Here is a 25,252-nt window from a genome sequence, read left to right on the forward strand (position 1 = left end):
GCCATGACTGACCTGTTGGACTACGACGAGGTGCTCGCCGCATTCGATCCGGTGATGGGCCTCGAGGTGCACGTCGAGCTGGGCACCGCGACCAAGATGTTCTGCGGGTGCCCCACCGAGTTCGGTGCCGACCCCAACACCCAGGTGTGCCCGGTGTGCATCGGACTGCCCGGCTCGCTCCCGGTCGCCAACGCCAAGGCGATCGAGTCCGCGATCCGCATCGGCCTGGCACTGAACTGCTCCATCCGGCCGTCGAGTGTCTTCGCGCGGAAGAACTACTTCTACCCGGATCAGCCGAAGAACTACCAGATCTCGCAGTACGACGAGCCCACGTCCTACGACGGTTACCTCGATGTCCTGCTCACCGATGGCACCACCTGGCGCGTCGAGATCGAGCGTGCGCACATGGAGGAGGACACCGGCAAGTCGCTCCACATCGGCGGCGCCACCGGCCGGATCCACGGTGCGAGTCATTCGCTGCTCGACTACAACCGCGCCGGCGTGCCGCTCGTCGAGATCGTGACGCGGCCCATCGAAGGTGCCGGGGAACGTGCGCCCGAGGTCGCCAGGGCCTACGTGTCGGCACTGCGTGACCTGCTCAAGTCGCTCGACGTCTCCGATGTGCGCATGGACCAGGGGTCGATGCGGTGCGACGTCAACCTGTCGCTGAAGACGAAGGACGCCACCGAGTTCGGCACGCGCACCGAGACCAAGAACGTCAACTCGCTCAAGAGCGTCGAGGTGGCCGTCCGCTACGAGATGCGCCGCCAGGCGGCCATCCTCCAGGCCGGGGGCGAGATCGTCCAGGAGACGCGGCACTTCCACGAGACCGACGGCACCACCTCGGCCGGCCGCCGCAAGGAGACCGCCGAGGACTACCGCTACTTCCCGGAGCCCGATCTTCCGCCGGTGCAGCCGGATTCGGCGTGGATCGAGGAACTCCGGGCAACCCTGCCGGAATTGCCGTGGCTGCGGCGGGCCCGCATCCAGGGGGAGTGGGGAGTCTCCGACGAGGTGATGCGTGACCTCGTCAACGTCGGCGCGGTCGATCTGATCATCGCCACCGTCGACGCCGGGGCGGCACCCGAGGCGGCGCGCGGCTGGTGGGTGTCCTTCCTTGCGCAGCAGGCGAACTCACGCGGGGTCGAACTCGCCGACCTGACCATCACACCCGCCCAGGTCGCCGAGATCATCGGGCTGGTCGACGAGGGCAAGCTCACCACCAAACTCGCGCAACAGGTCGCGACCGCCGTCCTCGACGGCGAGGGTGAGCCCGCGCAGATCGTCGCCGATCGCGGTCTCGAAGTGGTGCGCGACGACTCGGCTCTCCAGAAGGCCGTCGACGACGCACTCGCCGCGAACCCCGACATCGCCGAGAAGATCCGCGGCGGAAAAGTCCAGGCCGCCGGCAAGATCGTCGGCGACGTCATGAAAGCCACTCGCGGACAGGCAGACCCGGCGCGCGTGAAGGAACTGGTCATCGCGGCCTGTTCCTGACCGGGCATCACGTCCGGTCGTTGCCACCGCCGGCGGGCAGGAAGCGGAACACGCGGTCGTCGGTGGGCTTCGCCGAACCCACCTCCTTGTTGACGGTCGCCACCTGTAGCAATCCGTTGGGTAGCGCGGCCATCCGGCCGAGCGCGCCGTAGCGGCGTTCCAGCACGACGGCCGGCGCGGTGATCGTCGGCTCCTCGCGGGTGGGCTCGTTGATGGCCTCGATGCGCTGGGTGCGCGTCGTCGAGACGAAGATGCTGCCGGCCGCGACACCGCAGCCGGCGATCTGCGGCCGGTCGGGCCATGTCCACAACACCTTGGGTCCGCCTTCCTCGAGCACCTGCACGCGGTCTTCGGTGGCTGTCTGGTCGGCGACGTAGACGGTTCCGGTGGAAGCGTTGGGGCACAGCGACACCGTGGACCCGAACCCGGAGGCGAGGATCGCCGGCCGCGGGCTCGCCCCCGAGGTGAACGACGTGACCAGCAGCACCTTGCCGGCGAGTGAGGACGGATCGTCGGCGGCCGCGGGATTCCCGGCGTTGCCGGTGGCGACCACGAGTTCGGTCGGTGACCGGAAGTACATCGCGCCCATGTTCCCGGTGGCTCCCTTGGGGATACCGGTCAGGATCGGTTTGGGCACGTCACCCGGCGCCAGACGGACGATGCGGTTGTCCGCCGGGGTCGTGATGTAGGCGTAGATCAGCCGGTCCTGGGAGTAGGTGGGGGAGAAGGCGAAATCGATCAGACCGCCGTCCCCGGATGCATCGACGGGCGTCTCGCCCAGGGTGCGGGCCGGACCGTAGCGCTTGGTGGTGATGATCTTCCCGGTCGTGCGTTCGGCGACGACGGTGACCTCGCCCTGCTCGTCACCGGGCATCACACCGCCCGTCGATGCGAGGCAGGTGGCGATGACCGCGGGGTCGGGGTCGACGCACGGACCGGTCGGTGGCGGCTGGGTCTCGCGGGGGGTCTCCGGCGGCGGAGTCGGCTCGGGCTGACCGCTCGGCCGGTTGTTGGGGCTGAACGCGCCCGCCTCGCGCTGGTTGTCCTGTGCGGTGAAATCCGCACAGCCGCCGACCAGGACGACCACCACGGTCAGCACCGTCAGCAGGGTGCGCCACCGAACCCGTATCCGTCGATCCGCCGAGGCGGGTGAACTCGTCCGGCCGGCATCACCGCGCGTGCCCGTCGGGCGCCCCTTCCACATGGCATCCACAGTAGTGGTGCCCCGGGCCGTGGTGCCCGAGCGTGGTGCCCCGACTCACCCCGCCGGGGTGCGGTGACGGCGGAGTGCGAGCCTCTAGAGTCGGGCGTGTGAGCGAACGCGACACGTCGGGCACCAGCGAGCGCGACACACCGGCGACGAGTCCCTACGACGAACCGACCGGACAGATCCCGGTCCCGGGTACCGGGAGTGGAGTGCCCGGTGTCGGACCCGGACCGGCGGCCGCGCGGCCCGAGCCCGGCCCGCCGACACCGCCCGCGGTGACCGACCGTGACGACTTCTACAACCGGCACGCCCGGCGGTCGCCGGCCCCCTACTCCCGGGTGGACGACCTCGACGACCTCGATCCCGGCGACGTGGAGACGCGTCCCGCCGCCGCGGGTACTCCGACGACGTCGCGGCCCATCGCCGAGCCACCCCGACCCGCCGCGCAGACCGCGCCCCCCGCCCCACCGGCGGCCGGGGCGGCAGGGCCGGCGGACGACGATTTCGAGACCGTCCAGTTCGCGAAGCATCCCGGTCCCACCCGCGCGCAGCCCATCGACGGCCCCACCGACGACGCGGTCACCACGCCGGAGCCGGCGCTGCCGCCGGTCGGTACCGCGCGCTACGACTTCCTCGAGGACGACGACGATGTCGTGTCCCGCGCCCGGGCCCGCGGCGAGTCGACGGACACCGAGGTGCTCGACGACGAGCCGCGGGGCCGCCGCCGGTTCGGCCGGCGACGAACCGACGACGACACCGTCGTCCGTCGTGACAGTCCGGCCGACGACGATCTCGAGGACGCGCTCGCGAAGTCGCGCCGCGGCACGATCGATCTGGGTCTGCTGGTACTGCGCATCGCGCTCGGCGGCCTCGTCGGCGCGCACGGGCTGCAGAAGCTGTTCGGACTGTGGAACGGTCCGCGCCTCAGCGGATTCGAGTCCATGCTCGTCGACGCCGGGTTCAGCGCCGACTACGCGCAGGTCCTCGCGATCGTCGGCGCCCTGTCGGAGACGATCGGCGGTCTGATGGTGATCCTGGGCCTGTTGACGCCGATCGGGGCGTCGGCGATCCTCGGCACGATGCTCGTCGCGGCGGCCTTCAAGATGTCGATGGCAGGCGGGTTCACGTTCTTCGCCGCAGCCGGCGGAGTCGAGTTCGAACTGTTCCTGGCGGTGGCCGCGGCGGTCGTCATCCTCACCGGCCCGGGGCTGTACTCGCTCGACTACCCCCGCGGTTGGGCGCGACGGCCGTTTGTCGGGTCGTTCTTGTGGCTCATCGTCGGCGCGGCCGCCGCCGTAGCGGTCTGGGTTCTCGCGAACGGCAGCAACCCACTCGTCTGACACACAAGAGTGCGGGGTACGTATCGGAATCCGATACGTACCCCGCACTCTGGGTTTCGAGTGGCGGTCAGTCGACCTGACGCACCGCGCCGCGGTCCGCCGACGTCGCCAGCTTGGCGTAGGCGCGCAGCGCAGTCGTGACCGTGCGCTCACGGTCCTTCGGCTGCCAGGGACGCTTGGAGGCCTCCATCTTGGCGCGGCGCTCGGCGAGCACGTCGTCGTCGACGAGGACCTCGAGACGACGGGTCTTCACATCGATCAGGATCGGGTCGCCGTCCTCGACGAGTCCGATGGCACCACCCGACGCGGCTTCGGGAGACATGTGACCGACCGACAGACCCGACGATCCACCGGAGAACCGGCCGTCGGTGATGAGGGCGCACTTCTTGCCCATCCCGGTGCCCTTCATGAAGGCGGTCGGGTGAAGCATTTCCTGCATGCCGGGCCCGCCTGCGGGACCCTCGTACCGGACCACGAGGACCTCGCCGGCCTGAATGGTCTTGGACAGGATGACCTGGACGGCGTCCTCCTGGCTCTCGACGACGCGGGCCGGGCCCTCGAAGTGCCACAGATCCTCGTCGATGCCCGCGGTCTTCAGGACCGCCCCGTCCGGGGCGAGGTTTCCGCGGAGCACGCACAGACCGCCCTCGACGGTGTACGCGTGCTCCAGGTCGCGGATGCAGCCGCCCGCGGCGTCGGTGTCGAGCGAACTCCACCGGTTCGCGGTCGAGAACGGGGTGGTGGTGCGAACACCGCCGGGTGCGGCGTGGAACAGTTCGACGGCCTCGTCGATGGCCTTGCCGCCGCGGATGTCCCAGTCGTCGAGGGCCTGGGCCATGGTGGCGGTGTGGACGGTCGACGTGGTGTCGTCGAGCAGACCGGCGCGGCGCAGTTCGCCGAGGATGGCCGGGATTCCGCCCGCCCGGTGGACGTCCTCCATGTGATAGTCGGAGTTGGGGGAGACCTTCGACAGGCACGGCACATTGCGGCTGATCTCGTCGATGACCGAGAGGTCGAAGTCGGCGACCTCACCCTCCTGCGCCGCGGCGAGGATGTGCAGCACGGTGTTGGTCGAGCCGCCCATCGCGACGTCGAGGGCCATCGCGTTGCGGAATGCGGTCGGCGTGGCGATGTTCCGCGGGAGCACCGACGCGTCGTCGTCGCGGTACCAGCGGGTCGCCGCGTCGACGACGACCTCGCCGGCCCTGGTGAACAGGGCGCGGCGCGCTTCGTGGGTGGCCAGCGTCGAACCGTTGCCGGGCAGGGCGAGCCCGAGAGCTTCGGTGAGGCAGTTCATCGAGTTGGCGGTGAACATGCCCGAACACGAACCGCAGGTGGGGCACGCAGCCGCCTCGACCTCACTCAGACCCGCATCGTCGACCTCGCTGTTGGCCGACGCGGAGATGGTGGTGATCAGATCCGACGACGGGTGTGCGACATCGCCGACGACGACGGCCTTTCCGGCCTCCATCGGTCCGCCGGAGACGAACACCGTCGGGATGTTCAGGCGCATCGCGGCATTGAGCATGCCCGGAGTGATCTTGTCGCAGTTCGAGATACACACCAGTGCGTCCGCGGTGTGGGCGTTGACCATGTATTCGACGGAGTCGGCGATGATCTCGCGACTCGGCAGCGAGTAGAGCATGCCGCCGTGACCCATCGCGATGCCGTCGTCGACGGCGATGGTGTGGAACTCGCGCGGCACGCCTCCGGCGGCTCGCACCGCCTCGGCCACGATGTCGCCGACGTTCTTCAGATGCACGTGTCCCGGCACGAACTGGGTGTAGGAGTTGGCGATCGCCACGATCGGCTTGCCGAAATCGTCGTCGGTCATCCCGGTGGCGCGCCACAGGGAGCGGGCGCCGGCGGCTTCGCGGCCGACGGTGGTGGTGCGTGACCTCAGAGCAGGCATGGGTTCCTCGAATCGATCGTGTGGCTCGGGCGGGCCCGGCGCGATCGGCCGTGCAGTGACTGACCGGCGCCGGACTCTTCGGCTCAACACCGCGACCCCGGGGTTGTTTCCCACGGGCTGTGGCCGGGCGCGGCTGTGTTGACGGGCGCCGCCTCGCTGAGGGTGGGCGTGGGGGAGCGCCGAGAAGCCAGGCTACTCCGCTGTGACGAGGGGTAACAAAACGATTCGGCGTCTCGGGGGCGCCCTCGCCGGTGCGGGGTCAGATCCCCAGCACCGCCTTGGCGATCGAGAAGTAGACGAGGAGGCCGGTGGCGTCGCAGAACGTCGAGATGAACGGTGTGGAGAACACCGCGGGGTCGACACGGATGGACTTCGCGATCAACGGCATCACGCCGCCCACGGTCGCGGCCAGCGTGCACACCGACAGGATCGTCAACCCGATGACCACGCCGATGTCGAGGCCGTAGACGAGTGCGGCGACGGTGAACCCGGCGAGGCCGAGCAGAGCCCCCATGGTCAGCCCGACCCGGACCTCCTTGGCGGCGACGCGGGCGACGTCGCGCGGGGCGACCTCGTCGGTGGCGAGCGCGCGGGTCACGGTCGTCGCCGCCTGCGAACCGGTGTTGCCGCCGATCCCGGTGAGCAGCGGGATGAACAGTGCCAGTGCGACCCGCTGCTCGAGGGTGCCCTCGAAGATCTCCAGCACGTTGACGGTGAGAATCGCCGACACCGCGAGGACGAACAGCCACACGATCCGGGCGCGCGTGATCGACACGATGGAGGACAGCAGATAGGGCTCGCGGAGCGGTTCGCGCGCGCCGGCGCGGGCCTCGTCGGTGTCGCGGGCCTGCTCGACGACCTCGACGGCATCGTCGATCGTCAGGACGCCGACCAGTCGGCTGTCGTTGTCGACGACGGGCATCGCGAGGATCCCGCGGTCCACACACCGCTGCGCGGTGGTCTCGGCGTCGTCCTCGGCATGGGCGAACATCGGCTTGTTCATCAGGTCGCGGACGGTGTCCGCCGGGTCGGCGAGGAGGAGGTCGCGCAGGCTGACCACACCGCACAGCGAGCGCGCGCCGTCGAGGACGGGCACGGTGTAGATCGTCTCCGCGGCGTGTCCGCGTTCGCGCACGCGGGCCAGTGCGTCGCCGGCCGGTTCGTCCTCGCGCGCGTGGACGAACTCGGGACTCATCCGACGCCCCACCGAACCTCGCGGGTAGCCGAGGACCACCGCCGTCATGTCGCGCTCGGCCGGGGTGAGTTGCTGGATCAGCGACTTCGCGACTCCCGCGGGCAACTCGTCGAGCAGCTCGGCGCGGTCGTCGGGGTCGAGGTGGTCGAACGCGGCGGCCACCTCCGCGGTGCCGAGGTCGTCGATGAGGCGGCGCTGCGAGCCGGCCGACAGATCGTCGAACACCTCCACCGCGAGGTCCTTGGCCAGCAACCGGAACGCGACCCCGCGGGACTTGTGGGGGAGGCGGTCGAGCAGGGCGGCGATGTCGCCCGCAGGCAACGTGGACAGCGTCGTCCCGACCTCTGCGAGGCCACCTGCCGAGATCAGTTCGTCGAGTTCACCGGCGTCGAGTGTTCGGGTGTTCTCCACGGCCGCACTCTATCGCCGCCTGCGGGGCGTTGATGAGACCGAGGGGAGCCTGATCCGTGCCAGGAATCACGGGCAGACGATCACTCGGCGGAACGGGCCGCCTCGAAGGGGTCCGGGATGCGGCCGCCGCTGACGATCGACAACGCCGGGAGATCGCGGAAACCGATGGCGGGCAATCGGACCCGACTGCCGTCGGTCAGCACCGCGCGGACCGAGCTCCACTTCGGGAACTGCAGTCCCGCGACTTCCGACCAGGCGATCTCGGTGGTGGAGAACATCCGGACGGCGCGCAGGCCGTCCTCGGTGACGACGGTCCGCAGTCGGTGGATCCACAACCACAGCACGACGGGGATGACCAGGGCGATGGCGAACCACGGGGAGGCGCCGACCAGCAGCACGACCACCAGGGCGACCATCGGGACCGTGAAGTACGCGATCCGGTTGATGCGGAACGTCACCGGGTAGTCGAATGTCACGTCGTCGGCGGCAGAGGTCGTGCTGGTCTTCGGGTCTACGGGGTCGGTGGAATCAGTCGGCACCCGTCCATTGTGCCAACCGGCCCCGTGCCTCCCTACCGACGGGTTCGTCGCGCCATATGAGAAGCGCGGTGCGATCGCGCCCGGTTCGACCAGTGATTTCCCAGATAGTGGGACGCATTGGTCCGGAGTTTGACTCTGAACCGAACACAGTCCTACCGTGAACGCGTGATGCAGAACGGGATCCTCGTAGTAATCGGCTGGCGCGTCTTCGCCTGACCGGTCACCTCGCAGACCCCCAACCGGCATCGACGCGCCACCCTCGAACAGCGGAAGCTGTCGGGGGTTTTTTCATGCCAGGTACTTCCATCACGGATATCGGATTCCACAACCAAGATGAGGATCGTGCAGTGAGCGCACCAACAGCACGCACCGACGCGGGCCGAAATGAGCCGACGCGTAACGCAGGATTGCGGCAGCAGTCTCCGGCGGCGGGCAACCTCCGTGCGGTAACCCAGCACACTGTTGCGCCCGAGCGTGTCAGCGGCGCCCAGTCCGTGGTTCGTTCCCTCGAGGAACTCGGTGTCGAGGTCGTCTTCGGCATTCCCGGCGGCGCGGTCCTGCCGGTCTACGATCCGCTCCTGGATTCTCAGAAGGTCCGTCACGTTCTCGTCCGTCACGAGCAGGGTGCCGGCCACGCCGCGACCGGATACGCCCAGGTCGCCGGTCGCGCCGGCGTCATGATGGCGACGTCGGGTCCCGGTGCCACCAACCTGGTGACACCGCTGGCCGATGCACAGATGGATTCCGTGCCCGTCGTCGCGATCACCGGTCAGGTCGGGCGGGCGCTCATCGGCACCGATGCATTCCAGGAAGCCGACATCTCGGGCATCACGATGCCCGTCACCAAGCACAACTTCCTGGTCAGCCGGGCCATCGACATCCCGAAGACGATCGCGGAGGCGTTCCACATCGCCGAGAGTGGCCGTCCGGGCGCGGTTCTCGTCGACATCCCGAAGGACATCCTGCAGGCGCAGACCACCTTCTCGTGGCCGCCGCAGATCGACCTGCCCGGCTACCGGCCGGTCACCAAGCCGCACGGCAAGCAGGTTCGCGAGGCGGCCCGCCTCATCAACGCCGCGAAGTCCCCGGTGCTCTATGTCGGCGGCGGCGTCATCAAGGCGAACGCGGCTGCGGAACTGCTGGAACTGGCCGAACTCACCGGCATCCCCGTGGTCACGACCCTGATGGCGCGCGGCGTGTTCCCGGACAGCCACCAGCTGCACCTGGGTATGCCGGGTATGCACGGCACGGTGGCGGCGGTCGCGGGTCTGCAGCGCAGCGACCTGCTGATCACCCTCGGTGCGCGCTTCGACGACCGGGTCACCGGGCAGCTGTCGTCGTTCGCACCGAACGCGAAGGTCATCCACGCCGACATCGATCCTGCCGAGATCGGCAAGAACCGACCGGTCGACGTGCCGATCGTCGGTGACTGCAAGGCGGTCATCGCCGAGCTCACCGAAGCCCTGCGCGACGAGCGCGCGACCAGCGGCTCGACTCCCGACATCTCGCAGTGGTGGTCCTACCTGGACAACCTGCGCCGGACCTATCCTCTGAGCTACGACCGGCAGACCGACGGTTCGATGTCTCCGGAGTTCGTCATCCAGGCCCTCGGCAAGGCTGCCGGCCCGGACGCGGTGTACTGCGCGGGCGTCGGCCAGCACCAGATGTGGGCCGCGCAGTTCATCTCCTACGAGAAGCCGCGCACCTGGCTCAACTCCGGTGGTCTCGGCACCATGGGCTACGCGGTGCCCGCCGCCATGGGCGCCAAGGCCGCCGATCCCGACGCCGAGGTGTGGGCGATCGACGGTGACGGTTGTTTCCAGATGACCAACCAGGAACTCGCCACCTGCGCGATCGAGGGCATCCCGATCAAGGTGGCGCTGATCAACAACGGCAACCTGGGCATGGTTCGTCAGTGGCAGACGCTGTTCTACGAGGAGCGGTACTCGAACACCGACCTGTCGACCCACTCGCGGATGATCCCGGACTTCGTCAAGCTCTCCGAGGCGCTGGGCTGTGTGGCCTTCCGCGTCGAACGCGAAGAAGACGTCGACGAGGTGATCGCGAAGGCGCGGGAGATCAACGACCGCCCGGTGGTCATCGACTTCATCGTCGGCAAGGACGCCCAGGTGTGGCCGATGGTCGCCGCGGGCACCGGCAACGACGAGATCATGGCCGCCCGCGACATCCGGCCGCTGTTCGACGACGACGAGTCGGCGTCGGGTCCGGTGGAGATCCACCAGACGATGGACGGCCATCAGACGGTCGAGAACGCACCGGCCGACCGTGCAACCGAGAAGGACGAGCAGTGAGCACCACCCATACCCTCAGCGTCCTGGTCGAAGACCGTCCGGGCGTCCTGGCGCGCATCTCCGCGCTGTTCTCACGACGTGGCTTCAACATCGAGTCGCTGGCCGTCGGCCCCACCGAGCTCAAGGGCATCTCGCGGATGACGATCATGGTCTCCGTCGAGGACTTCCCGCTCGAGCAGGTCACCAAGCAGCTCAACAAGCTGATCAACGTGATCAAGATCGTCGAGCAGGACCCGGGGAGCTCGGTGTCGCGCGAGCTGATGATGGTCAAGGTCCGCTCGGACTCCACCGTGCGAACCGAGGTCATCGAGGTGGTGAACCTGTTCCGCGCCAAGGTCATCGACGTCTCGCCCGAGTCGCTCACGATCGAGGCGACAGGTACGTCGGAGAAACTCGAAGCACTTCTGCGGATGCTCGATCCGTATGGAATCCGGGAGATCGCGCAATCCGGCGCGGTGACCCTCGGTCGGGGACCGAAGAGCATGTCGGCCAACCGCTGACAGGGAATCCCGTTGTCGCCGTGCGCCACTGAGCGCGGACGGCAGCGACAAGAGAATTACGAAGCCCGGGCGTTCGGAGAGTTCGCCGGGGTCACCACATATCGAAGGGAAACATAGTGGCCATCGAACTGTTCTACGACGACGACGCAGATCTGTCGATCATCCAGGGTCGCAAGGTCGCGGTGATCGGCTACGGCAGCCAGGGCCATGCGCATTCGCTGTCGCTGCGCGATTCCGGCGTCGACGTCGTGATCGGTCTGCGCGAGGGCTCGAAGTCGAAGGCGAAGGCCGAGGAGCAGGGCCTCAAGGTGCTGACCGCGTCCGAGGCCGCCGCATGGGCCGACGTCATCATGGTGCTGGCACCCGACACCTCGCAGGCCTCGATCTTCACCGAGGACATCGAGCCGAACCTGCAGGACGGCAACGCGCTGTTCTTCGGCCACGGTCTCAACATCCACTTCGGTCTGATCAAGGCGCCGGAGAACGTGACCGTCGCGATGGTCGCCCCGAAGGGCCCCGGCCACCTCGTGCGCCGTCAGTTCGTCGACGGCAAGGGCGTTCCCGCGCTCATCGCCGTCCACCAGGACCCGAAGGGCGAGGGCCAGGCGCTCGCGCTCAGCTACGCCAGCGCCATCGGCGGTGGCCGTGCCGGCATCATCAAGACCACCTTCAAGGAAGAGACCGAGACCGACCTCTTCGGTGAGCAGGCCGTGCTGTGCGGCGGTACCGAGGAACTGGTCAAGACCGGCTTCGAGGTCATGGTGGAGGCGGGTTACGCCCCCGAGATGGCCTACTTCGAGGTGCTGCACGAGCTCAAGCTGATCGTCGACCTCATGTACGAGGGTGGCATCGCACGGATGAACTACTCGGTGTCCGACACCGCTGAGTTCGGTGGCTACGTGTCGGGCCCGCGGGTCATCGATGCCGACACCAAGGAGCGCATGCGCGCCATCCTCACCGACATCCAGGACGGCACCTTCGTCAAGCGCCTCGTCGCCAACGTCGAGGGTGGCAACAAGGAACTCGAGGGTCTGCGCAAGGCGAACGCCGAGCACCCGATCGAGGTCACCGGCAAGAAGCTGCGCGATCTCATGAGCTGGGTCGATCGCCCGATCACCGAGACCGCCTGAGTCACAACGACAAACGGGCCCGCACCGAAAGGTGCGGGCCCGCTTGCGTTTCCGCACACCCACCCCTTTTCGGTGAACCCACCGGGGTCGAGGGGGGAGGAAATGCCGAAAGAGGGTGGGTGTGGCTCGACGTCAGTGGACCGCTGGGGTTCCCTCCGCGACGCAGGCTTTGGTTGGCAGCGTCGTCGGCCAGGATCGGCTGTGGATGGCCTTCGACGTGGTGCGGCGGGGGACTGCTACGGTCACCTACGAACATCATTGGGGGTGTGATGCGGGTAGATCCAGACGTGCTCCGTTCGCACGACTCGTCGCCATGGAGCTGCGCTCGCGGGCGGAGTCCGTTTCCAGCAGTATGACTGCGATCGGAGTCGCGGTTCGAGGCGCCGGCAATACCTTTGAGGTCGAAGACGCGGCACTTGCGCAGACGTTCGAGAGTCTCCAGTTCGAGCCCCGGAGAAACTGACATGCTGCCGACACGGTCGCAATTGACCGGTTGGGATCCCGCGGCGCTTGTCGGTGGTGGGGAGTCGATCGACACCGCGGGGACGTCCGCGGAGTCGGCTGTGGAGTCGGTACACATCGCGTGTCAGAACCTACCCACTCTGAGCGCGTGGACTGGTGAGAGCCACGATGCTGGAACGGCGGCGTTCCGACGCGCCAACAACACGGCCACCGCCGTCGCGTCATTCGCCGCATCTGTGGGTTCGGCGCTTTGCACGGGTGCATACACGCTCGGGAAGGCGCGAACAGACCTGCTGGTCAAGGCTGATGCCGTAGACGCGGGCAGGCTATGGGTCACGGACGCGTGGGTGGTTCTGATTGATCCCATCGAGCTGACCCTCGAGGAAGCCGACGGTCTCGCAGAAGAGGCGAACAGGCACCAGGGCGAGGTCAACCGTCTCCTGCTGGCAGTCGATGCCGCTGATGACTCGGTCGCACAAGCGATCCAGTCCGCGGCGGGCAAGCATGGCTGGACCAATCCGGTCGCCAACACGTTCGTGCCGATACCGGGATTAGCAGCGCCGACAGATCAGGTGCCGAACCCGGGAACGCTCTTTGGCATCCAACAGCAATTGATGGTGCGTGCCGAGGACATGGCAATAACGGTACGAGCAACCGAGACGTTCGAAGACGATCAGGGTCGGCACAAGGTGCTCTACATGCAGGACGGGACTCGTCAGGTGATCACCGAATGGAATCCGTATCGGGGGTCGATGCCATCGATGAAGCTCTCCGAAACGACTGTGAAGCATTACGGCCGCGACGGAGAGGTGATCTCGACTGCGTACTCGTGGGAGGACCTCAGCGGCACCAAGCGATTGTCGACCACGTGGGCTGACGGAACGACGGCGTATGCGGAGGAGTGGGCAGACGGTTACAAGAGCGGTCGGGTCACAACGCCGGACGGCCGCACAGGAGACATCCCGGCTGACAGCCCGTTCTTCACCCATCCGATCGAGACGACCATCGGTGGCGCACTCAGCGGGGTCGACAAGTACGTCGCCGATGGTCACAGTATTCCGCGTGTCTCGGCCGCCGCAGTCGAAAACATCGGCGTGGGTGCCAAGTACGGTGGTCCGGCCTTGGCAATCGGCGTCGGCATCTACGACGTGGTGGTGGCCGAGGACAAGTGCGTTGCTGGTATTTCCGCGGCATTCGGCGTCGCCGGCGGATACGCAGGCGGTGTCGCCGGCGGCGGATTTTCCTCCGCGGGAGGTCCGCTCGCCGTGGGCGGTGCGGCGGTCGGTTCGATGGCCGGCAGCTGGATATTCGGTTTGGTCGGAACAAAGGTAGGCGAAGCGGTGTGTCCGTCACCAACGTCGTGACCCAGCCAAGCGAACCGCTTGTGCGCGCACCCGTATCTCGTATTTTCGATAAAGGACGTCATGACAAACATTCCCAGACCTGCTGAGTGGCGAGGTGGCCGTGTCACCGGTGTTTTGTTCGTCGCGCTGATGGCACCGGCGGTGGTCGCTTTGGTGGTGACGGCGTTTCGGTCGCAGGATGCGCCGACGGTGTTTGTTGCAGTGACCTTTGCGCTTGCGGTGTGCGCATTTCTGGCCGGAGGGCTGCGTACGCGTGTCTTCGAACAGGTGACACCGGATACCGACACGTCCGTCGGTCGTATTACGTTGCGATACGACCGTGTCTTCGATCGTCTATCCCGTGTCGCGCTCGCTCTGGGGGCGGCAGGCGGCGTCGTATTCGTGGCGCTCGTCCCGACTGGGAAACTCGACCTGTCGCTGACACCCGGTCAGCGGACTTTCTTTCCACTGGCGGTCGGCGTCATCGTCATCGCCGCAATCTATGGCGAGTACGCGCGCCACAAACATGGGCCGCCGAGGATCACATTCGGCGTAACTGCCCTGGAGATCAATCGAACTTCGTCGCGAATGTCGTTTCGGTGGGACGACATCACGCGCATCGACGCCGAAAGGATCGGATCATGGCCGAAGCGCGATGTGGTGTTCATCGAAACGACGGAAACGTCGAGACCCTACGCGCTGGGCGACGCGCCTTGGTACACGCCGGGCGGCACGGCGCTGTATGCGATGCTGCGCTTCTACTGGATGAATGCCGAGTCGCGAATCGAGTTGACGGACGGTCGTGCTGTCCAACGGCTCGACGACGAAGCGTTCGTCGACAGCGGTCCGTAGGCTCGGTCAGCCGAGTTCGATCGCTCGTCCGGTCTCCGAAACCGACTGTCTGCAGTTCCTTCCGGGCGAGTTCGCTGCGCCTACCTGGGCTCGTGGCCGCCCGCGTGGTCCAGGGCGCCGGCAATGCCATCGGCACCGGGGTCCAACATCGCACGCCGCGACGGACGGAGAATCACTACTGGCTGGATCCGGACGAGCCGGTACACGTATGGGCGCCGGACGCTCGAGGCGCCCGCGGACGGTGGAGGGCCGACGATGTGGAACGGCGCGGCGGCCGGATGATCTCGGCCGCCGCGCCGGGTTCGAGGCGTCGGTGTCAGTGGGCGTGCGCCGCCAATCCGCGGAACCGGACGTCTTCCGGCGTGAGCCCGGAACGTTCCGCGACGGCTCGCACGAGTTCGTCGTAGGTCCGGCACACGACCGCCGATCCGGTGAGGGTGGCGACGACCCACCCCGACGGGATCGCGCGCACCGTGTGCCGGCGCAGCACCTCCGACATCCGGCGCGCCACCTCGACGCGTCGGCGCGGACCGCTCACGAACTCGGCGGCCCAGTCCGGTGGTGCTCCGGCGCAACCCCCACACATCAGGGCATCACGTCGCCGGAGTTGGGGCCGAGGACCTGACCGACGAACAGGTTGCCACCGGGGTCGGACGCGAGAAGGACGGCCACCGGGGCGATCTCCTCGGGTCGTCCGAATCGGCCCAGCGGCAGCTCCGCGCGCTTGCTGCGCTTCCACTCGTCGTCGATGGCGTCGACCATCGGCGTGTCGATCGGTCCGGGTGCGATCGCGTTCACCAGGACGCCCTGGGCGGCCGTCTCGAGCGCGATCGACTTCGACATCGCGATCACACCCGCCTTCGCCGCGGCGTAATGGGCCAGTGAGACACCGCCTTTGATGGCCAACTGAGAGGCCACGTTGACGATGCGGCCGCTGCCCTGCGCCAGCATCGGCCGCAGCGCCGCACGATTGAGCAGAAAGACGCTCGTGAGGTCGATGTCGACGGTCTCGCGCCACAGCTCGGTCGGCATGCCCACGGTGGGTGACTGGGTGAGGATGCCGTGCGAGCACACGAGGATGTCGAGTCCACCGTCGTCGTCGACGATCTGGTTCACCAGCCCGTCGACCTCGGTTTCGATCGTCGCGTCGAGGACGACACCGCGGCGCGCGCCGACCTCGTCCGCCACCTCCTCGACCCGTGTATCGCGATCGGCTAGTGTCACCACGGCGCCCTCGGCGACGTAGGCCGCGGCGATCGCGCGTCCGATACCCGACGCAGCGCCGGTCACCAGCGCCCGTCGTCCGTCCAACAGTCCGGTCATGTCAGATCCTCTCGGGGATGGTGCATTCAGTCACGCATGGCGGTGGTCAGGGCGCCGTCGACGACGATCGCCTGACCGCTGACATAAGACGCCTGAGGACTCGACAGGAAGGCGATGACCTCGGCGACCTCGCGGGGGTGTCCGACTCGGCCCCACGGGATGTAGTCGCCCGCGCGGTCGAGCCCTTCCGGTCCGAGTGAGTTGACCGCATCGCTGGACTGCGGGGTACGGATGAGGCCGGGGATGATGGCGTTGGCGCGGATGCCCCGGGGCCCGTACTCGACGGCGAGACTCCGCGCCAGGCCGACGACCCCGGCTTTGGCGGTCGCATAGTGGGCGTGGTTCTGCCAGCCGTAGATGCCGCCCGCGATCGACGAGGTCACCGTCACCGAGCCGCCGTCGCCCATGTGGCGCAGGCCGGCCCGCGCCGTGCGCATGACTCCGTGCAGGTCGACATCCATCATGTCGTGCCACTGGTCGTCGGTGATCGAATCGAACGACGCCTCCCGCAGGATGCCCGCGTTGGCCACCGCGATGTCGACACGGCCCCAGGCGGATACGAGTTCGTCGGCGAAGGCATCCACCGACTCGGTGGAACGCACATCCACTTCGACGATCAGCCCCTCGCCGCCGGCGTCGTGCACGTCCCGGAGGGTTGATTCGGGGTCGTGCGGATCGCCCGGGAAGGTTCCGATTCCCACGCGCACACCGCGTTCGGCGAGGCACACGGCCGTGGCCGCGCCGATACCCGATGCGGCGCCGGTGATCATCGCGACGGTCGGATCGCTCATGCCTGGGCTCCCGCCGTCGTCGTGGGACCCGCGGGCACGCCCGCCGACGGCGGGGTGTCGGCAACCTTGCGCGCACCGAGCACGATCACGGCCGATGCGATGGCTCCCAGGGCGCCGACCCAGAGGGCGGCCGTCGAGTAGCCGATCGAGGCGGCGGTGAGGCCGGTGAGGACGAAGCCCGAGATGATCGCACCCGGTTGCGACATGGCGCCGATGAACGCGCTACCGGTTGCGCGGCAATCGGTGTCGAAGCACTCGGCCTGGAAGAACATGATCGCGGCGTACGGGCCGAGGAGGAAGAACAAGCCCATCATGTAGGTCACGAGCACGAAGATCTGATCCGACGGTCCGAGCAGCATCGCGCCGAAGAACAGACCCGAGAGCAACCAGCCCACGGCAATGGTGTTGCGGCGGCCGAAACGGTCGCCCGCCCACCCGTGGGCGAGGTAGCCCGCGACCGCGACGAGGTTGGACAGGACCACGAGGATCAGGGTGCTCGAGGCGTCGATTCCCTTGCCCTTCTCCAGCGCCGTGGTGCCGAGGACCGAGAAGGTCTGGATGGCGAACCAGTTGAGCAACCAGGCCAGGGACAACACGACGGTGTTGCGCAGATGCTTGCCGGTGAAGATCCGCTTGAAGGGGGCCGAGGTCTGCTCGACCGTCGCGGTCGCGGCGGCCAGTGCTGCTGCCTCGTCGTGCTTTCCGGCCTTGCGGAGCTGCTTGACGGCGTGTTGCGCCTCGAACTGGGGGCTTTCCTTGAGGGTGCGGCACACCAGAGCGACGATGACCGCCGGGATGGTCGCCAGCAGGAACGCGATCCGCCAGGAGTCAGCGCCGAAGATCGCCGTCACGATGGCGACGAACCCGGCCGCGAGCAGTGCGCCGGCCGGCCAGCCGGTCTGAACCATCGAGTAGACGAAACCCCGGCGCTTCTTGATCTTCTCGTCCTCGGTCAGCTCGTAGAGCTCGTTGAGGTATGTGGCGTTGACCGACTGTTCGGCGAGTCCCAGACCGCTGATCGCGCGGACTCCGATCAGCGAGGTCGCGCCGAAGGTCGCGGCAGTGGCCGCCGACGACGCGGCCGTGCCGCCGACCGAGATGATCATTCCCTTACGGCGACCGAGCTTGTCCACCATGGGGCCCACGAGGAGGACCACGATGGCGGTGCCGACGCTGACGAGGGTGGAGACCAGGAGCGCATGACTGGTGGTCCAGCCGAACGACTCCTCGATCCGCGGAAGCAGCGTGCCGAACAGGATGAAGTCGTACACCGCGATCGTCCAGGCGAAGAACGCGATTCCGGATGCGCGGCGGGTCTCCTTGCCGGTGACACGCCGCAACCCCGGGGTGGGGGTGGTGGGTCGAGACATGGTTGTGCTCTCTTGCTCAGTGGGATTGGCGGGCTCGCCGGCTCGTGATCGGGTCGGCGATGGGAAAGCGTTGGAGGTGGCGAACAGGCGTCAGTGACGCGGCGACCGCTTCTTGAAGTCCTCGGCGATGGTGTCGAAGTTCGCCCAGCGGACGCCGTCGTGCGAGTTGATGTGCTCGATCAGTCGCTCGAGCATGAGCAGTACCTGCGGACGGCCGGAGACGTCCGGGTGGATGGTGAAGGTGAAGACCGCGTAGTCGCTTTCGCGGTAGACCCAGTCGAACTGGTCGCGCCACATCTCTTCGATGTGCCGCGGATTCACGAAGCCGTGGCTGTTCGGGCTGCCCTTGATGAACATCATCGGCGGCAGATCGTCGAGGTACCAGCTGGCCGGGATCTCGACGAGGTCGGTCTCCTCGCCGCGGACAAGCGGTTTCATCCATTCCGCGGCCGGCTTGTCATAGTCGATCGGCGTCCATGAGTCACCGACGCGGACGTAGTACGGCTCGAAGTCACGGTGCATCAGCGAGTGGTCGTAGGTGATCCCGCGCTCGACGAGCAGCTCGTTCGTGACCTTGCTGAACTCCCACCACGGCGCGACATATCCGGTGGGCCGCTTCCCGGTCCGAGTGCTGATCAGATCGATGCAGTGGTCGAGGATCTCCGATTCCTGCTCACGTGTCATCGCGATCGGGTTCTCGTGGCTGTATCCGTGCAGACCGATCTCGTGTCCCGCGGCGACGACCTGATCGAACTGTTCGGGGAACGTCTCGACGGAGTGGCCCGGCCAGAACCAGGTCGCCGGGAGGTCGTATTTCGCGAGCAGATTGTTGAGACGGGGGACTCCGACCTCGCCGGCGAACACACCGCGCGAGATGTCCCCGGGCGAGTTCTCGCCGCCATAGGAGCCCAGCCAGCCGCCGACCGCGTCGACGTCGATTCCGAAGGCTACGAAGATTTCCTTGGTCATTTGTTCAGTCCTCCTTGGTTGGGGCGATCGGTGGTGTGGAGTTTTGTGTCGTCCCCGGCTCCGGGTCCGGATGACTCACGGGTTGCCCCAGGGGTGCCGGACGGAGTCAGGTCGGCATAGGTCGAGATCAGCTCTGCCAGCGGCTGTTCCCGGGCGAGACCAGTCGACAGCAACAGCGCCAACAGAATTCGCGCCTGGGTGGCGGGTAGTCCGGAGACAGGTGGGACTCCGGCGGCGACCAGGTCGGCGCCGCCGCCGTTGCCGTAGACGCCGCGGACAGGTCCGGCCGGTACTCGGGTGGACAAGATGAGAGCGAGGCCGTCGTCGACGAGATCGGTCGCGGCGTCGACGATGGCGGGATTCCCGTTGCCGATGCCGGTGCCCGCCAGCACGATTCCGGCGGCGCCGCAGTTCGCGGCCGCGCGTAGCAGTGCGTCGTCCGCACCGGGATAGACGTCGACGAGATCGACACGGGTGTCGTCGAATTCGGTGCCCGGGCGCGGCAGCGGGGCGGGTCGCGGTGCCGTGGGACCGAAGCAGACCTGCTCATTCGTCACGGAGCCCGACGGGGGAGAGACGACGGAGCGGAAGGCGTCGAGTGCGATCGTGTGGATCTTGCGTGCCCCGCGGGCGGGGATGATCTGCCCGGCGAAGACGATCACGACGCCACGGTCGCGGGCGGCCGGCGCCGCGGCGACTCGGACGGCGTCGGTGAGATTGCCCGGACCGTCACCGTCGGCGGTGTCGCCGGCCCGCTGGGCTCCCGTCAGGACGACGGGACGGGGATCGTCGTGGACGAGGTCCAGGAGGATCGCGGTTTCCTCCATCGTGTCGGTCCCGTGCGTGATGACCACGCCGTCGACGGGTTCCGTGGGCCGGGCGAGAAGTGCGCCCACCGCGTCACTGATCTGCCGCAGGTGTCCGAGCGTGAGCCGATAGGACCCGACCGTCATCAGATCGATGGTCTCGACCTCGACGTCGTCGAGGCCGGCGCGCTCGACCAGCCGCGCGGCGGTCTGGGTGGCCACGACCCCGGCGTCGGTCGCCTCGGACGCGATGGTGCCGCCCGTCGCGATGACTGCGATCCGGGTCATCGGCGACGGTCTCGCGACGGCGTGAGGCCCCGGAAACCTGCGGCGATGGAGCTGACTGTGACGTGCATGACGTGAAGTGAAACACACGACAAACGTTTGGCGCAATCGTTTGTGTAACTTCCGCCAAACGTTTGGGTAAATCACGACGTAACAGACCGGGTTGGGTACGCTGTGGGCCACCGACAAGAGAGGGCCGGGTTGAGGAAGACAGGAGAGGGGCCGGCGCGGGGACCGCTGACGCTCCGCATGATCGCGACGGAGCTCGGGGTCAGCCCGTCGACCGTGTCGCGAGTGCTCAATACGCCCGGTGACGCCGCGCTCCGCTGGGGTTCGTCCGACACGGTCGCCCGGATCCGCGCGTTTGCGGCCGAGCACGACTACTCGCCGAATCCCCAGGCATCGAGTCTGCGCACACGGCGCTCGGGATTGATCGGGGTGCTCGTCCCTCGACTACAGGACTATGTGCTCGCGACCATCTACGAGGGGATAGAAGAGGCGGCCTACGAGTCGGGTCTGTCGACATTCGTCACCAACTCGCTGGACAAGCCGGACAACCAACGGGCACGTACTCGAATGATGATCGACCGGCGGGTCGACGGCCTGATCTACGGGGACGCCCACCTCGACCACCACTTCCTGGACGAGATCCATTCGCAGGGAATCAAATTCGCGCTCGTATCCCGAACGGCGGGGGACTATCCCTCGGCGACCGTCGATGATGTGAAGGGCGGACGACTGGTCGGTTCGCACCTGCTCGACACGGGACGACGAGATGTCGCGGTACTCGCCGGCTGGGAGTTCGCCTCCACCGCTCGTGACCGGACCAACGGCATCGTGACCACGTTCGCCGAGCACGGCGTCGAGATCCCGCACGACCGTATCGTCTATTCGGGCTTCGATCCGGCCGGCGGTCGGGCCGCCGTCGAGCAGCTGCTCGCGACCGGCCCGGTGCCCGACGCCATTTTCGCGACCAACGACTTCGCCGCGATCGGAGCGTTCGGAGCTCTGCGCGATCGTGGGATTCGCGTACCCGACGACGTCGCCCTCGTCGGTTACAACGACACGCCGATCGCCGCGGGCGGTGCCGTCCCGCTGACCACGATTCGATCACCGATGCACGAAATGGGCAGGCGCGCTGTCGGCTTGCTGCTCGAGGTCATCGGCGGCCGGACACCCGAGTCGATCGTGCTCGAGCCCGAACTGATCGTCCGCTCGAGCAGCATCTACGCGACCGTTCAGGCGGGCGGTCCGTCATCCGTCGAGGCGTGACGAACCGACGCCCGCACCGCCTGAGCTGACCCCGGACACGACGACGCCCCGGAGGGAAACCATCCGGGGCGTCGGTGGGGGTGGGAATCCAGTCGTCAGGCGACCCGGAATCCCTTGTAGGCGTCGAGAGACCCGATCCGCTTGAGGATCGGCTGGATGTTGGTGCCGGTCTCGGGGCCGAGGCAACCGAGGAAGTAGTAGGCGTTGACCATCCCCACGAGGCGATCGCCCACGACCACGGGGCTGCCGGAGTCGCCTTCGATCACGCACATCTGGCTCACGTGGACATCACCGTCGGAGAACCAGGCGATACCGCAGGTGTTGCCGGTGGTCCGGCCTTCCTTGCAGGCGATGGTCGGGAAGGCAAGGGGCTTCGGGTCGACCGAGCGGATGGTGACCCCGCGGACGGTGCGCAGCGGCACGACGCGCGAGGCGTCGAATTCGACGATCGCCATGTCGAGATCGGGCGCGGTGTAGGTGATGGTGCCGGCCTGTCCGCGATCCTGGAAGGTCTCGGAGTAGACCTTCTGGCCGGGGGTGCCGCAGTGACCAGCGGTGACGCCGATGAGCTTGTTCGTCTTCGAGCGACCGATGGTCGTCAGCGTGCAGGCTGCCGCCGAGTTGCCACCCTTGAGGACCAGGATGCCGGAGCCGCCCCCCATGAAGATCTTCGCCGGTGCGGCGACCGCGACGCCCCCTCCCCAGCCGGCCAGCACCGTCGCAGCCAAAACCGCCAACAGCACTGTCAGCTTCTTCGTCATCCGCACTCCACTTCTCGTGTCCAACCAGTTTCGGTCACAGGCATCGGGCCACCGGTCGGGACTTCGCAACCGGCGGCAAGCACACCGTACCGGTCCCCCCGGGTGCTCACGTCTGCGTGGGATCGACCCGCGGTCGCTTTGCAACACTTCCGTGATGCTCCCAGCAAGGTAGCCGTAATGTGCGTCACACTCTACCCATGCCGAGGGACAGGTCTCCGGTTTCGGGGTACACCGCATGCTCGGCGGCATCTACCACACCTTTAAGCTGTCGTACGGAGTCGTCACCGACACTCCGCACCGCCGATCGTGAAACCGCACTCCCCGAACCTGGAGAAATGACTGTGAGCTCTGCTGGCCGCCCGGTTGTACTCATCGCCGACAAGCTGGCGCCGTCCACCGTGGAAGCACTCGGTGACGGTGTCGAGGTGCGATGGGTCGACGGTCCGGATCGTCCCAAGTTGCTCGAGGCGGTCGTCGACGCCGACGCCATCCTGGTCCGCTCGGCGACGACCGTGGACGCCGAGGTCCTCGACGCGGGCAAGAAGCTGAAGATCATCGCCCGCGCCGGTGTCGGCCTGGACAATGTGGACGTCCCCGCGGCGACCGAGCGCGGCGTCATGGTCGTCAACGCCCCGACCTCCAACATCCACACGGCGGCCGAACACGCTGTCGCACTGCTGATGTCGGCCTCGCGTCAGATCCCGGCCGCCGACGCCACCCTGCGTGAGAAGACCTGGAAGCGTTCGTCGTTCAACGGTGTCGAGATCTTCGACAAGACCGTCGGTGTCGTCGGCCTCGGCCGCATCGGTCAGCTCGTGGCCGCCCGGCTGGCCGCGTTCGAGACCCACATCATCGCCTACGACCCCTATGTGTCGCCGGCCCGCGCGGCCCAGCTGGGGATCGAGCTGGTCAGCCTCGACGAATTGCTCGAGCGCGCCGACTTCATCACCGTCCACCTGCCGAAGACGCCCGAGACCCTGGGTCTGATCGGCGCCGAGCAGCTCGCGCGGACCAAGAAGGGCGTGGTCATCGTCAACGCCGCCCGTGGTGGTCTCATCGACGAGCAGGCCCTCGCCGACGCGATCACCTCCGGTCAGGTCCGGGCCGCGGGACTCGACGTCTTCGCCACCGAGCCCTGCACCGACTCGCCGCTGTTCGAGCTCCCGCAGGTCGTCGTGACCCCGCACCTCGGTGCCTCGACCAGCGAGGCTCAGGACCGGGCCGGCACCGACGTCGCCAAGAGCGTGCGGCTGGCGCTGGCCGGACACTTCGTCCCCGACGCGGTCAACATCACCGGTGGCGCCGTCGACGAAGAGGTCGCACCGTGGCTCGAGGTCGCCCGCAAGGCCGGCGTTCTCGTCGGCGCGATCAGCAACGAGCCGCCGACCTCGCTCGTCGTGGACGTACGTGGCGAACTCGCCGCCAACAACGTCGACGTCCTCGGCCTCTCGGCTCTGCGCGGTCTGTTCTCGGCGGTGCTCGACGAGCCGGTCACCTTCGTCAACGCCCCGGCGGTCGCCGAGGGACGCGGCGTGACCAGCGAGGTCACGACCGCATCGGAGAGCCCCAACCACCGCAGCGTGGTCGACGTGAAGGCCGTCTTCGCCGACGGTTCCACCCACAATGTGTCGGGCACCCTCTCGGGTCCGCGGCTGGTGGAGAAGATCGTCAACATCAACGGCCGTAACTTCGACCTCCGCGCCGAGGGCCACAACCTGATCGTCAGCTACGACGATCAGCCGGGTTCGCTGGGCAAGATCGGCACCCTGCTCGGCAATGCGGGTGTCGACATCCTGGCCGCCGGTCTGTCCCAGGACGCCGAGGGCGGCGGGGCCACGATGATGCTTCGCGTGAGCAGCGTTCTCGACGACGACGTCGTCGCCGCGATCGGTGACGCGGTCAGCGCGACCCTGATCGAACAGGTCGACCTCTCATGAAGCTCGCAGTCATCGCCGGTGACGGCATCGGTCCCGAGGTCATCACCGAGGCACTGGGGGTGCTCGAGTCGGTCGTACCGGCGGTGAGCACCACCGAATTCGACCTGGGCGCGCGTCGTTACCACCGCAACGGCGAGTTGCTGACCGAGGACGACCTCGAGTCGCTCCGTCGTCACGACGCCATCCTGCTGGGCGCGATCGGCGATCCGTCGGTGCCCTCGGGTGTGCTCGAACGCGGCCTCCTCCTCACCATGCGGTTCGCCCTCGATCATCACGTCAACCTACGGCCGTCGCGCCGGTTCCCCGGTGTCTCCTCGCCGCTCGCCGGTGACCCCGACATCGACTTCGTGGTGGTTCGAGAGGGCACCGAGGGGCCCTACACCGGCAACGGCGGTGCGATTCGGGTCGGTACCCCGAACGAGGTCGCCACCGAGGTGAGCGTCAACACGCGTTTCGGCGTGGAACGCGTGGTGCGTAATGCCTTTCAGCGCGCGCAGCAGCGTCGTAAGAAGCTCACGCTGGTGCACAAGACCAACGTCCTCACGTTCGCCGGGTCCATGTGGAGCCGTGCGGTCGACGAGGTCGGCGCCGAGTTCCCCGACGTCACGACCGACTACTGCCATGTGGACGCCGCGACCATCTACCTGGTCACCGATCCCGGCCGCTTCGACGTCATCGTCACCGACAACCTGTTCGGCGACATCATCACCGACATCGCGGCCGCGGTGAGCGGCGGTATCGGACTGGCCGCCTCGGGCAACATCGACGCCACCGGTGCCAACCCGTCGATGTTCGAGCCCGTCCACGGGTCGGCTCCCGACATCGCCGGTCAGGGCAAGGCCGATCCGACGGCCGCGATCCTGTCGGTCGCCCTCCTGCTCCGGCATCTCGGTGAGGACGACGCCGCCGCGCGGATCGAGAAGGCCGTCGCCGACGACCTCGCCGACCGCAGTGGCACGTTCAGCACCTCGGAGATCGGGACGCGCATCCGCGAGCGGCTGTAATTCCCCCGCGACCCACGACTCCCTCGCGGCAAGC

21 protein-coding genes are annotated in these 25,252 nt (G+C 67.6%); 10 read left to right on the top strand and 11 right to left on the bottom strand.

Annotated elements, in window-relative coordinates; all coding sequences use genetic code 11:
* Positions 1-3: 3 nt before the first annotated feature.
* Positions 4-1,497, top strand: coding sequence for an Asp-tRNA(Asn)/Glu-tRNA(Gln) amidotransferase subunit GatB (gene gatB / locus AB4Z55_RS11130; RefSeq protein ID WP_004019298.1), 1,494 nt, complete (start codon positions 4-6; stop codon positions 1,495-1,497).
* Between the two features lie 7 nt (positions 1,498-1,504).
* Here the strand turns inward: gatB and AB4Z55_RS11135 are convergent, their stop codons facing one another.
* Entirely contained in the window at positions 1,505-2,701 is a 1,197-nt protein-coding gene (locus AB4Z55_RS11135; protein ID WP_239402531.1) for a PQQ-dependent sugar dehydrogenase, read from the bottom strand.
* 107 nt (positions 2,702-2,808) lie between these two features.
* On the opposite strand from AB4Z55_RS11135, the gene AB4Z55_RS11140 reads away from it, so the two are divergent.
* Entirely contained in the window at positions 2,809-4,044 is a 1,236-nt protein-coding gene (locus tag AB4Z55_RS11140) for a DoxX family protein (protein ID WP_239402530.1), read from the top strand.
* Between the two features lie 67 nt (positions 4,045-4,111).
* Here AB4Z55_RS11140 and ilvD read toward each other — a convergent pair whose 3' ends face one another.
* From ilvD to AB4Z55_RS11155, 3 genes are all read right to left on the bottom strand, one after another.
* Positions 4,112-5,956: a dihydroxy-acid dehydratase gene (ilvD, locus tag AB4Z55_RS11145; RefSeq protein WP_354562148.1), complete on the bottom strand. Its 1,845-nt coding sequence runs from the start codon at positions 5,954-5,956 to the stop codon at positions 4,112-4,114.
* Between the two features lie 259 nt (positions 5,957-6,215).
* Positions 6,216-7,562: a magnesium transporter gene (mgtE, locus tag AB4Z55_RS11150; RefSeq protein WP_354562147.1), complete on the bottom strand. Its 1,347-nt coding sequence runs from the start codon at positions 7,560-7,562 to the stop codon at positions 6,216-6,218.
* A gap of 80 nt (positions 7,563-7,642) precedes the next feature.
* Positions 7,643-8,101 (bottom strand): PH domain-containing protein, encoded by a 459-nt coding sequence (locus tag AB4Z55_RS11155; RefSeq protein ID WP_004019303.1) that lies wholly within the window; start codon positions 8,099-8,101, stop codon positions 7,643-7,645.
* Positions 8,102-8,448: 347 nt separating this feature from the next.
* On the opposite strand from AB4Z55_RS11155, the gene AB4Z55_RS11160 reads away from it, so the two are divergent.
* The 5 genes from AB4Z55_RS11160 to AB4Z55_RS11180 all read left to right on the top strand — a co-directional run bounded on the left by AB4Z55_RS11160 (position 8,449) and on the right by AB4Z55_RS11180 (position 14,700).
* On the top strand, positions 8,449-10,413 hold the full coding sequence (locus AB4Z55_RS11160) for an acetolactate synthase large subunit (protein ID WP_004019304.1): 1,965 nt from the start codon (positions 8,449-8,451) through the stop codon (positions 10,411-10,413).
* Complete coding sequence (gene ilvN / locus AB4Z55_RS11165; protein WP_004019305.1) at positions 10,410-10,913, top strand: acetolactate synthase small subunit; 504 nt, start codon at positions 10,410-10,412, stop codon at positions 10,911-10,913. The genes AB4Z55_RS11160 and ilvN overlap by 4 nt, the downstream gene beginning before the upstream one ends.
* A gap of 116 nt (positions 10,914-11,029) precedes the next feature.
* Complete coding sequence (gene ilvC, locus AB4Z55_RS11170; protein WP_004019306.1) at positions 11,030-12,043, top strand: ketol-acid reductoisomerase; 1,014 nt, start codon at positions 11,030-11,032, stop codon at positions 12,041-12,043.
* Between the two features lie 563 nt (positions 12,044-12,606).
* Positions 12,607-13,869, top strand: coding sequence for a hypothetical protein (locus tag AB4Z55_RS11175; protein WP_369519722.1), 1,263 nt, complete (start codon positions 12,607-12,609; stop codon positions 13,867-13,869).
* 60 nt (positions 13,870-13,929) lie between these two features.
* Positions 13,930-14,700 (top strand): hypothetical protein, encoded by a 771-nt coding sequence (locus AB4Z55_RS11180; protein ID WP_369519723.1) that lies wholly within the window; start codon positions 13,930-13,932, stop codon positions 14,698-14,700.
* Between the two features lie 316 nt (positions 14,701-15,016).
* Here AB4Z55_RS11180 and AB4Z55_RS11185 read toward each other — a convergent pair whose 3' ends face one another.
* From AB4Z55_RS11185 to AB4Z55_RS11210, 6 genes are all read right to left on the bottom strand, one after another.
* Positions 15,017-15,286, bottom strand: coding sequence for a hypothetical protein (locus AB4Z55_RS11185; RefSeq protein WP_369519724.1), 270 nt, complete (start codon positions 15,284-15,286; stop codon positions 15,017-15,019).
* A complete protein-coding gene (locus tag AB4Z55_RS11190) occupies positions 15,286-16,023 on the bottom strand; it encodes an SDR family NAD(P)-dependent oxidoreductase (protein WP_369519725.1) in 738 nt (245 codons plus the stop codon). Before AB4Z55_RS11190 ends, AB4Z55_RS11185 begins: the two co-directional genes overlap by 1 nt.
* Before the next feature lie 26 nt (positions 16,024-16,049).
* Positions 16,050-16,814, bottom strand: coding sequence for an SDR family NAD(P)-dependent oxidoreductase (locus AB4Z55_RS11195; RefSeq protein WP_369519726.1), 765 nt, complete (start codon positions 16,812-16,814; stop codon positions 16,050-16,052).
* Complete coding sequence (locus AB4Z55_RS11200) at positions 16,811-18,184, bottom strand: MFS transporter (protein WP_369519727.1); 1,374 nt, start codon at positions 18,182-18,184, stop codon at positions 16,811-16,813. The genes AB4Z55_RS11195 and AB4Z55_RS11200 overlap by 4 nt, the downstream gene beginning before the upstream one ends.
* 90 nt (positions 18,185-18,274) lie before the next feature.
* Entirely contained in the window at positions 18,275-19,153 is an 879-nt protein-coding gene (locus AB4Z55_RS11205) for a polysaccharide deacetylase (RefSeq protein ID WP_101819342.1), read from the bottom strand.
* On the bottom strand, positions 19,150-20,247 hold the full coding sequence (locus AB4Z55_RS11210; RefSeq protein ID WP_369519728.1) for an asparaginase: 1,098 nt from the start codon (positions 20,245-20,247) through the stop codon (positions 19,150-19,152). The genes AB4Z55_RS11205 and AB4Z55_RS11210 overlap by 4 nt, the downstream gene beginning before the upstream one ends.
* Before the next feature lie 198 nt (positions 20,248-20,445).
* Between AB4Z55_RS11210 and AB4Z55_RS11215 the strand changes: the two genes are divergently transcribed.
* A complete protein-coding gene (locus AB4Z55_RS11215) occupies positions 20,446-21,516 on the top strand; it encodes a LacI family DNA-binding transcriptional regulator (RefSeq protein WP_369519729.1) in 1,071 nt (356 codons plus the stop codon).
* Positions 21,517-21,611: 95 nt separating this feature from the next.
* Here AB4Z55_RS11215 and AB4Z55_RS11220 read toward each other — a convergent pair whose 3' ends face one another.
* Positions 21,612-22,277 (bottom strand): trypsin-like peptidase domain-containing protein, encoded by a 666-nt coding sequence (locus AB4Z55_RS11220; RefSeq protein WP_004023114.1) that lies wholly within the window; start codon positions 22,275-22,277, stop codon positions 21,612-21,614.
* A gap of 341 nt (positions 22,278-22,618) precedes the next feature.
* On the opposite strand from AB4Z55_RS11220, the gene serA reads away from it, so the two are divergent.
* Together serA and AB4Z55_RS11230 are read left to right on the top strand one after the other, a co-directional pair.
* On the top strand, positions 22,619-24,214 hold the full coding sequence (serA, locus tag AB4Z55_RS11225) for a phosphoglycerate dehydrogenase (RefSeq protein WP_004023113.1): 1,596 nt from the start codon (positions 22,619-22,621) through the stop codon (positions 24,212-24,214).
* Positions 24,211-25,218 (top strand): 3-isopropylmalate dehydrogenase, encoded by a 1,008-nt coding sequence (locus AB4Z55_RS11230; protein WP_004023112.1) that lies wholly within the window; start codon positions 24,211-24,213, stop codon positions 25,216-25,218. The genes serA and AB4Z55_RS11230 overlap by 4 nt, the downstream gene beginning before the upstream one ends.
* The last annotated feature ends 34 nt before the right edge of the window (positions 25,219-25,252 follow it).

It is taken from the genome of Gordonia sp. ABKF26, from assembly GCF_041103195.1.
Lineage (GTDB): Bacteria > Actinomycetota > Actinomycetes > Mycobacteriales > Mycobacteriaceae > Gordonia > Gordonia terrae.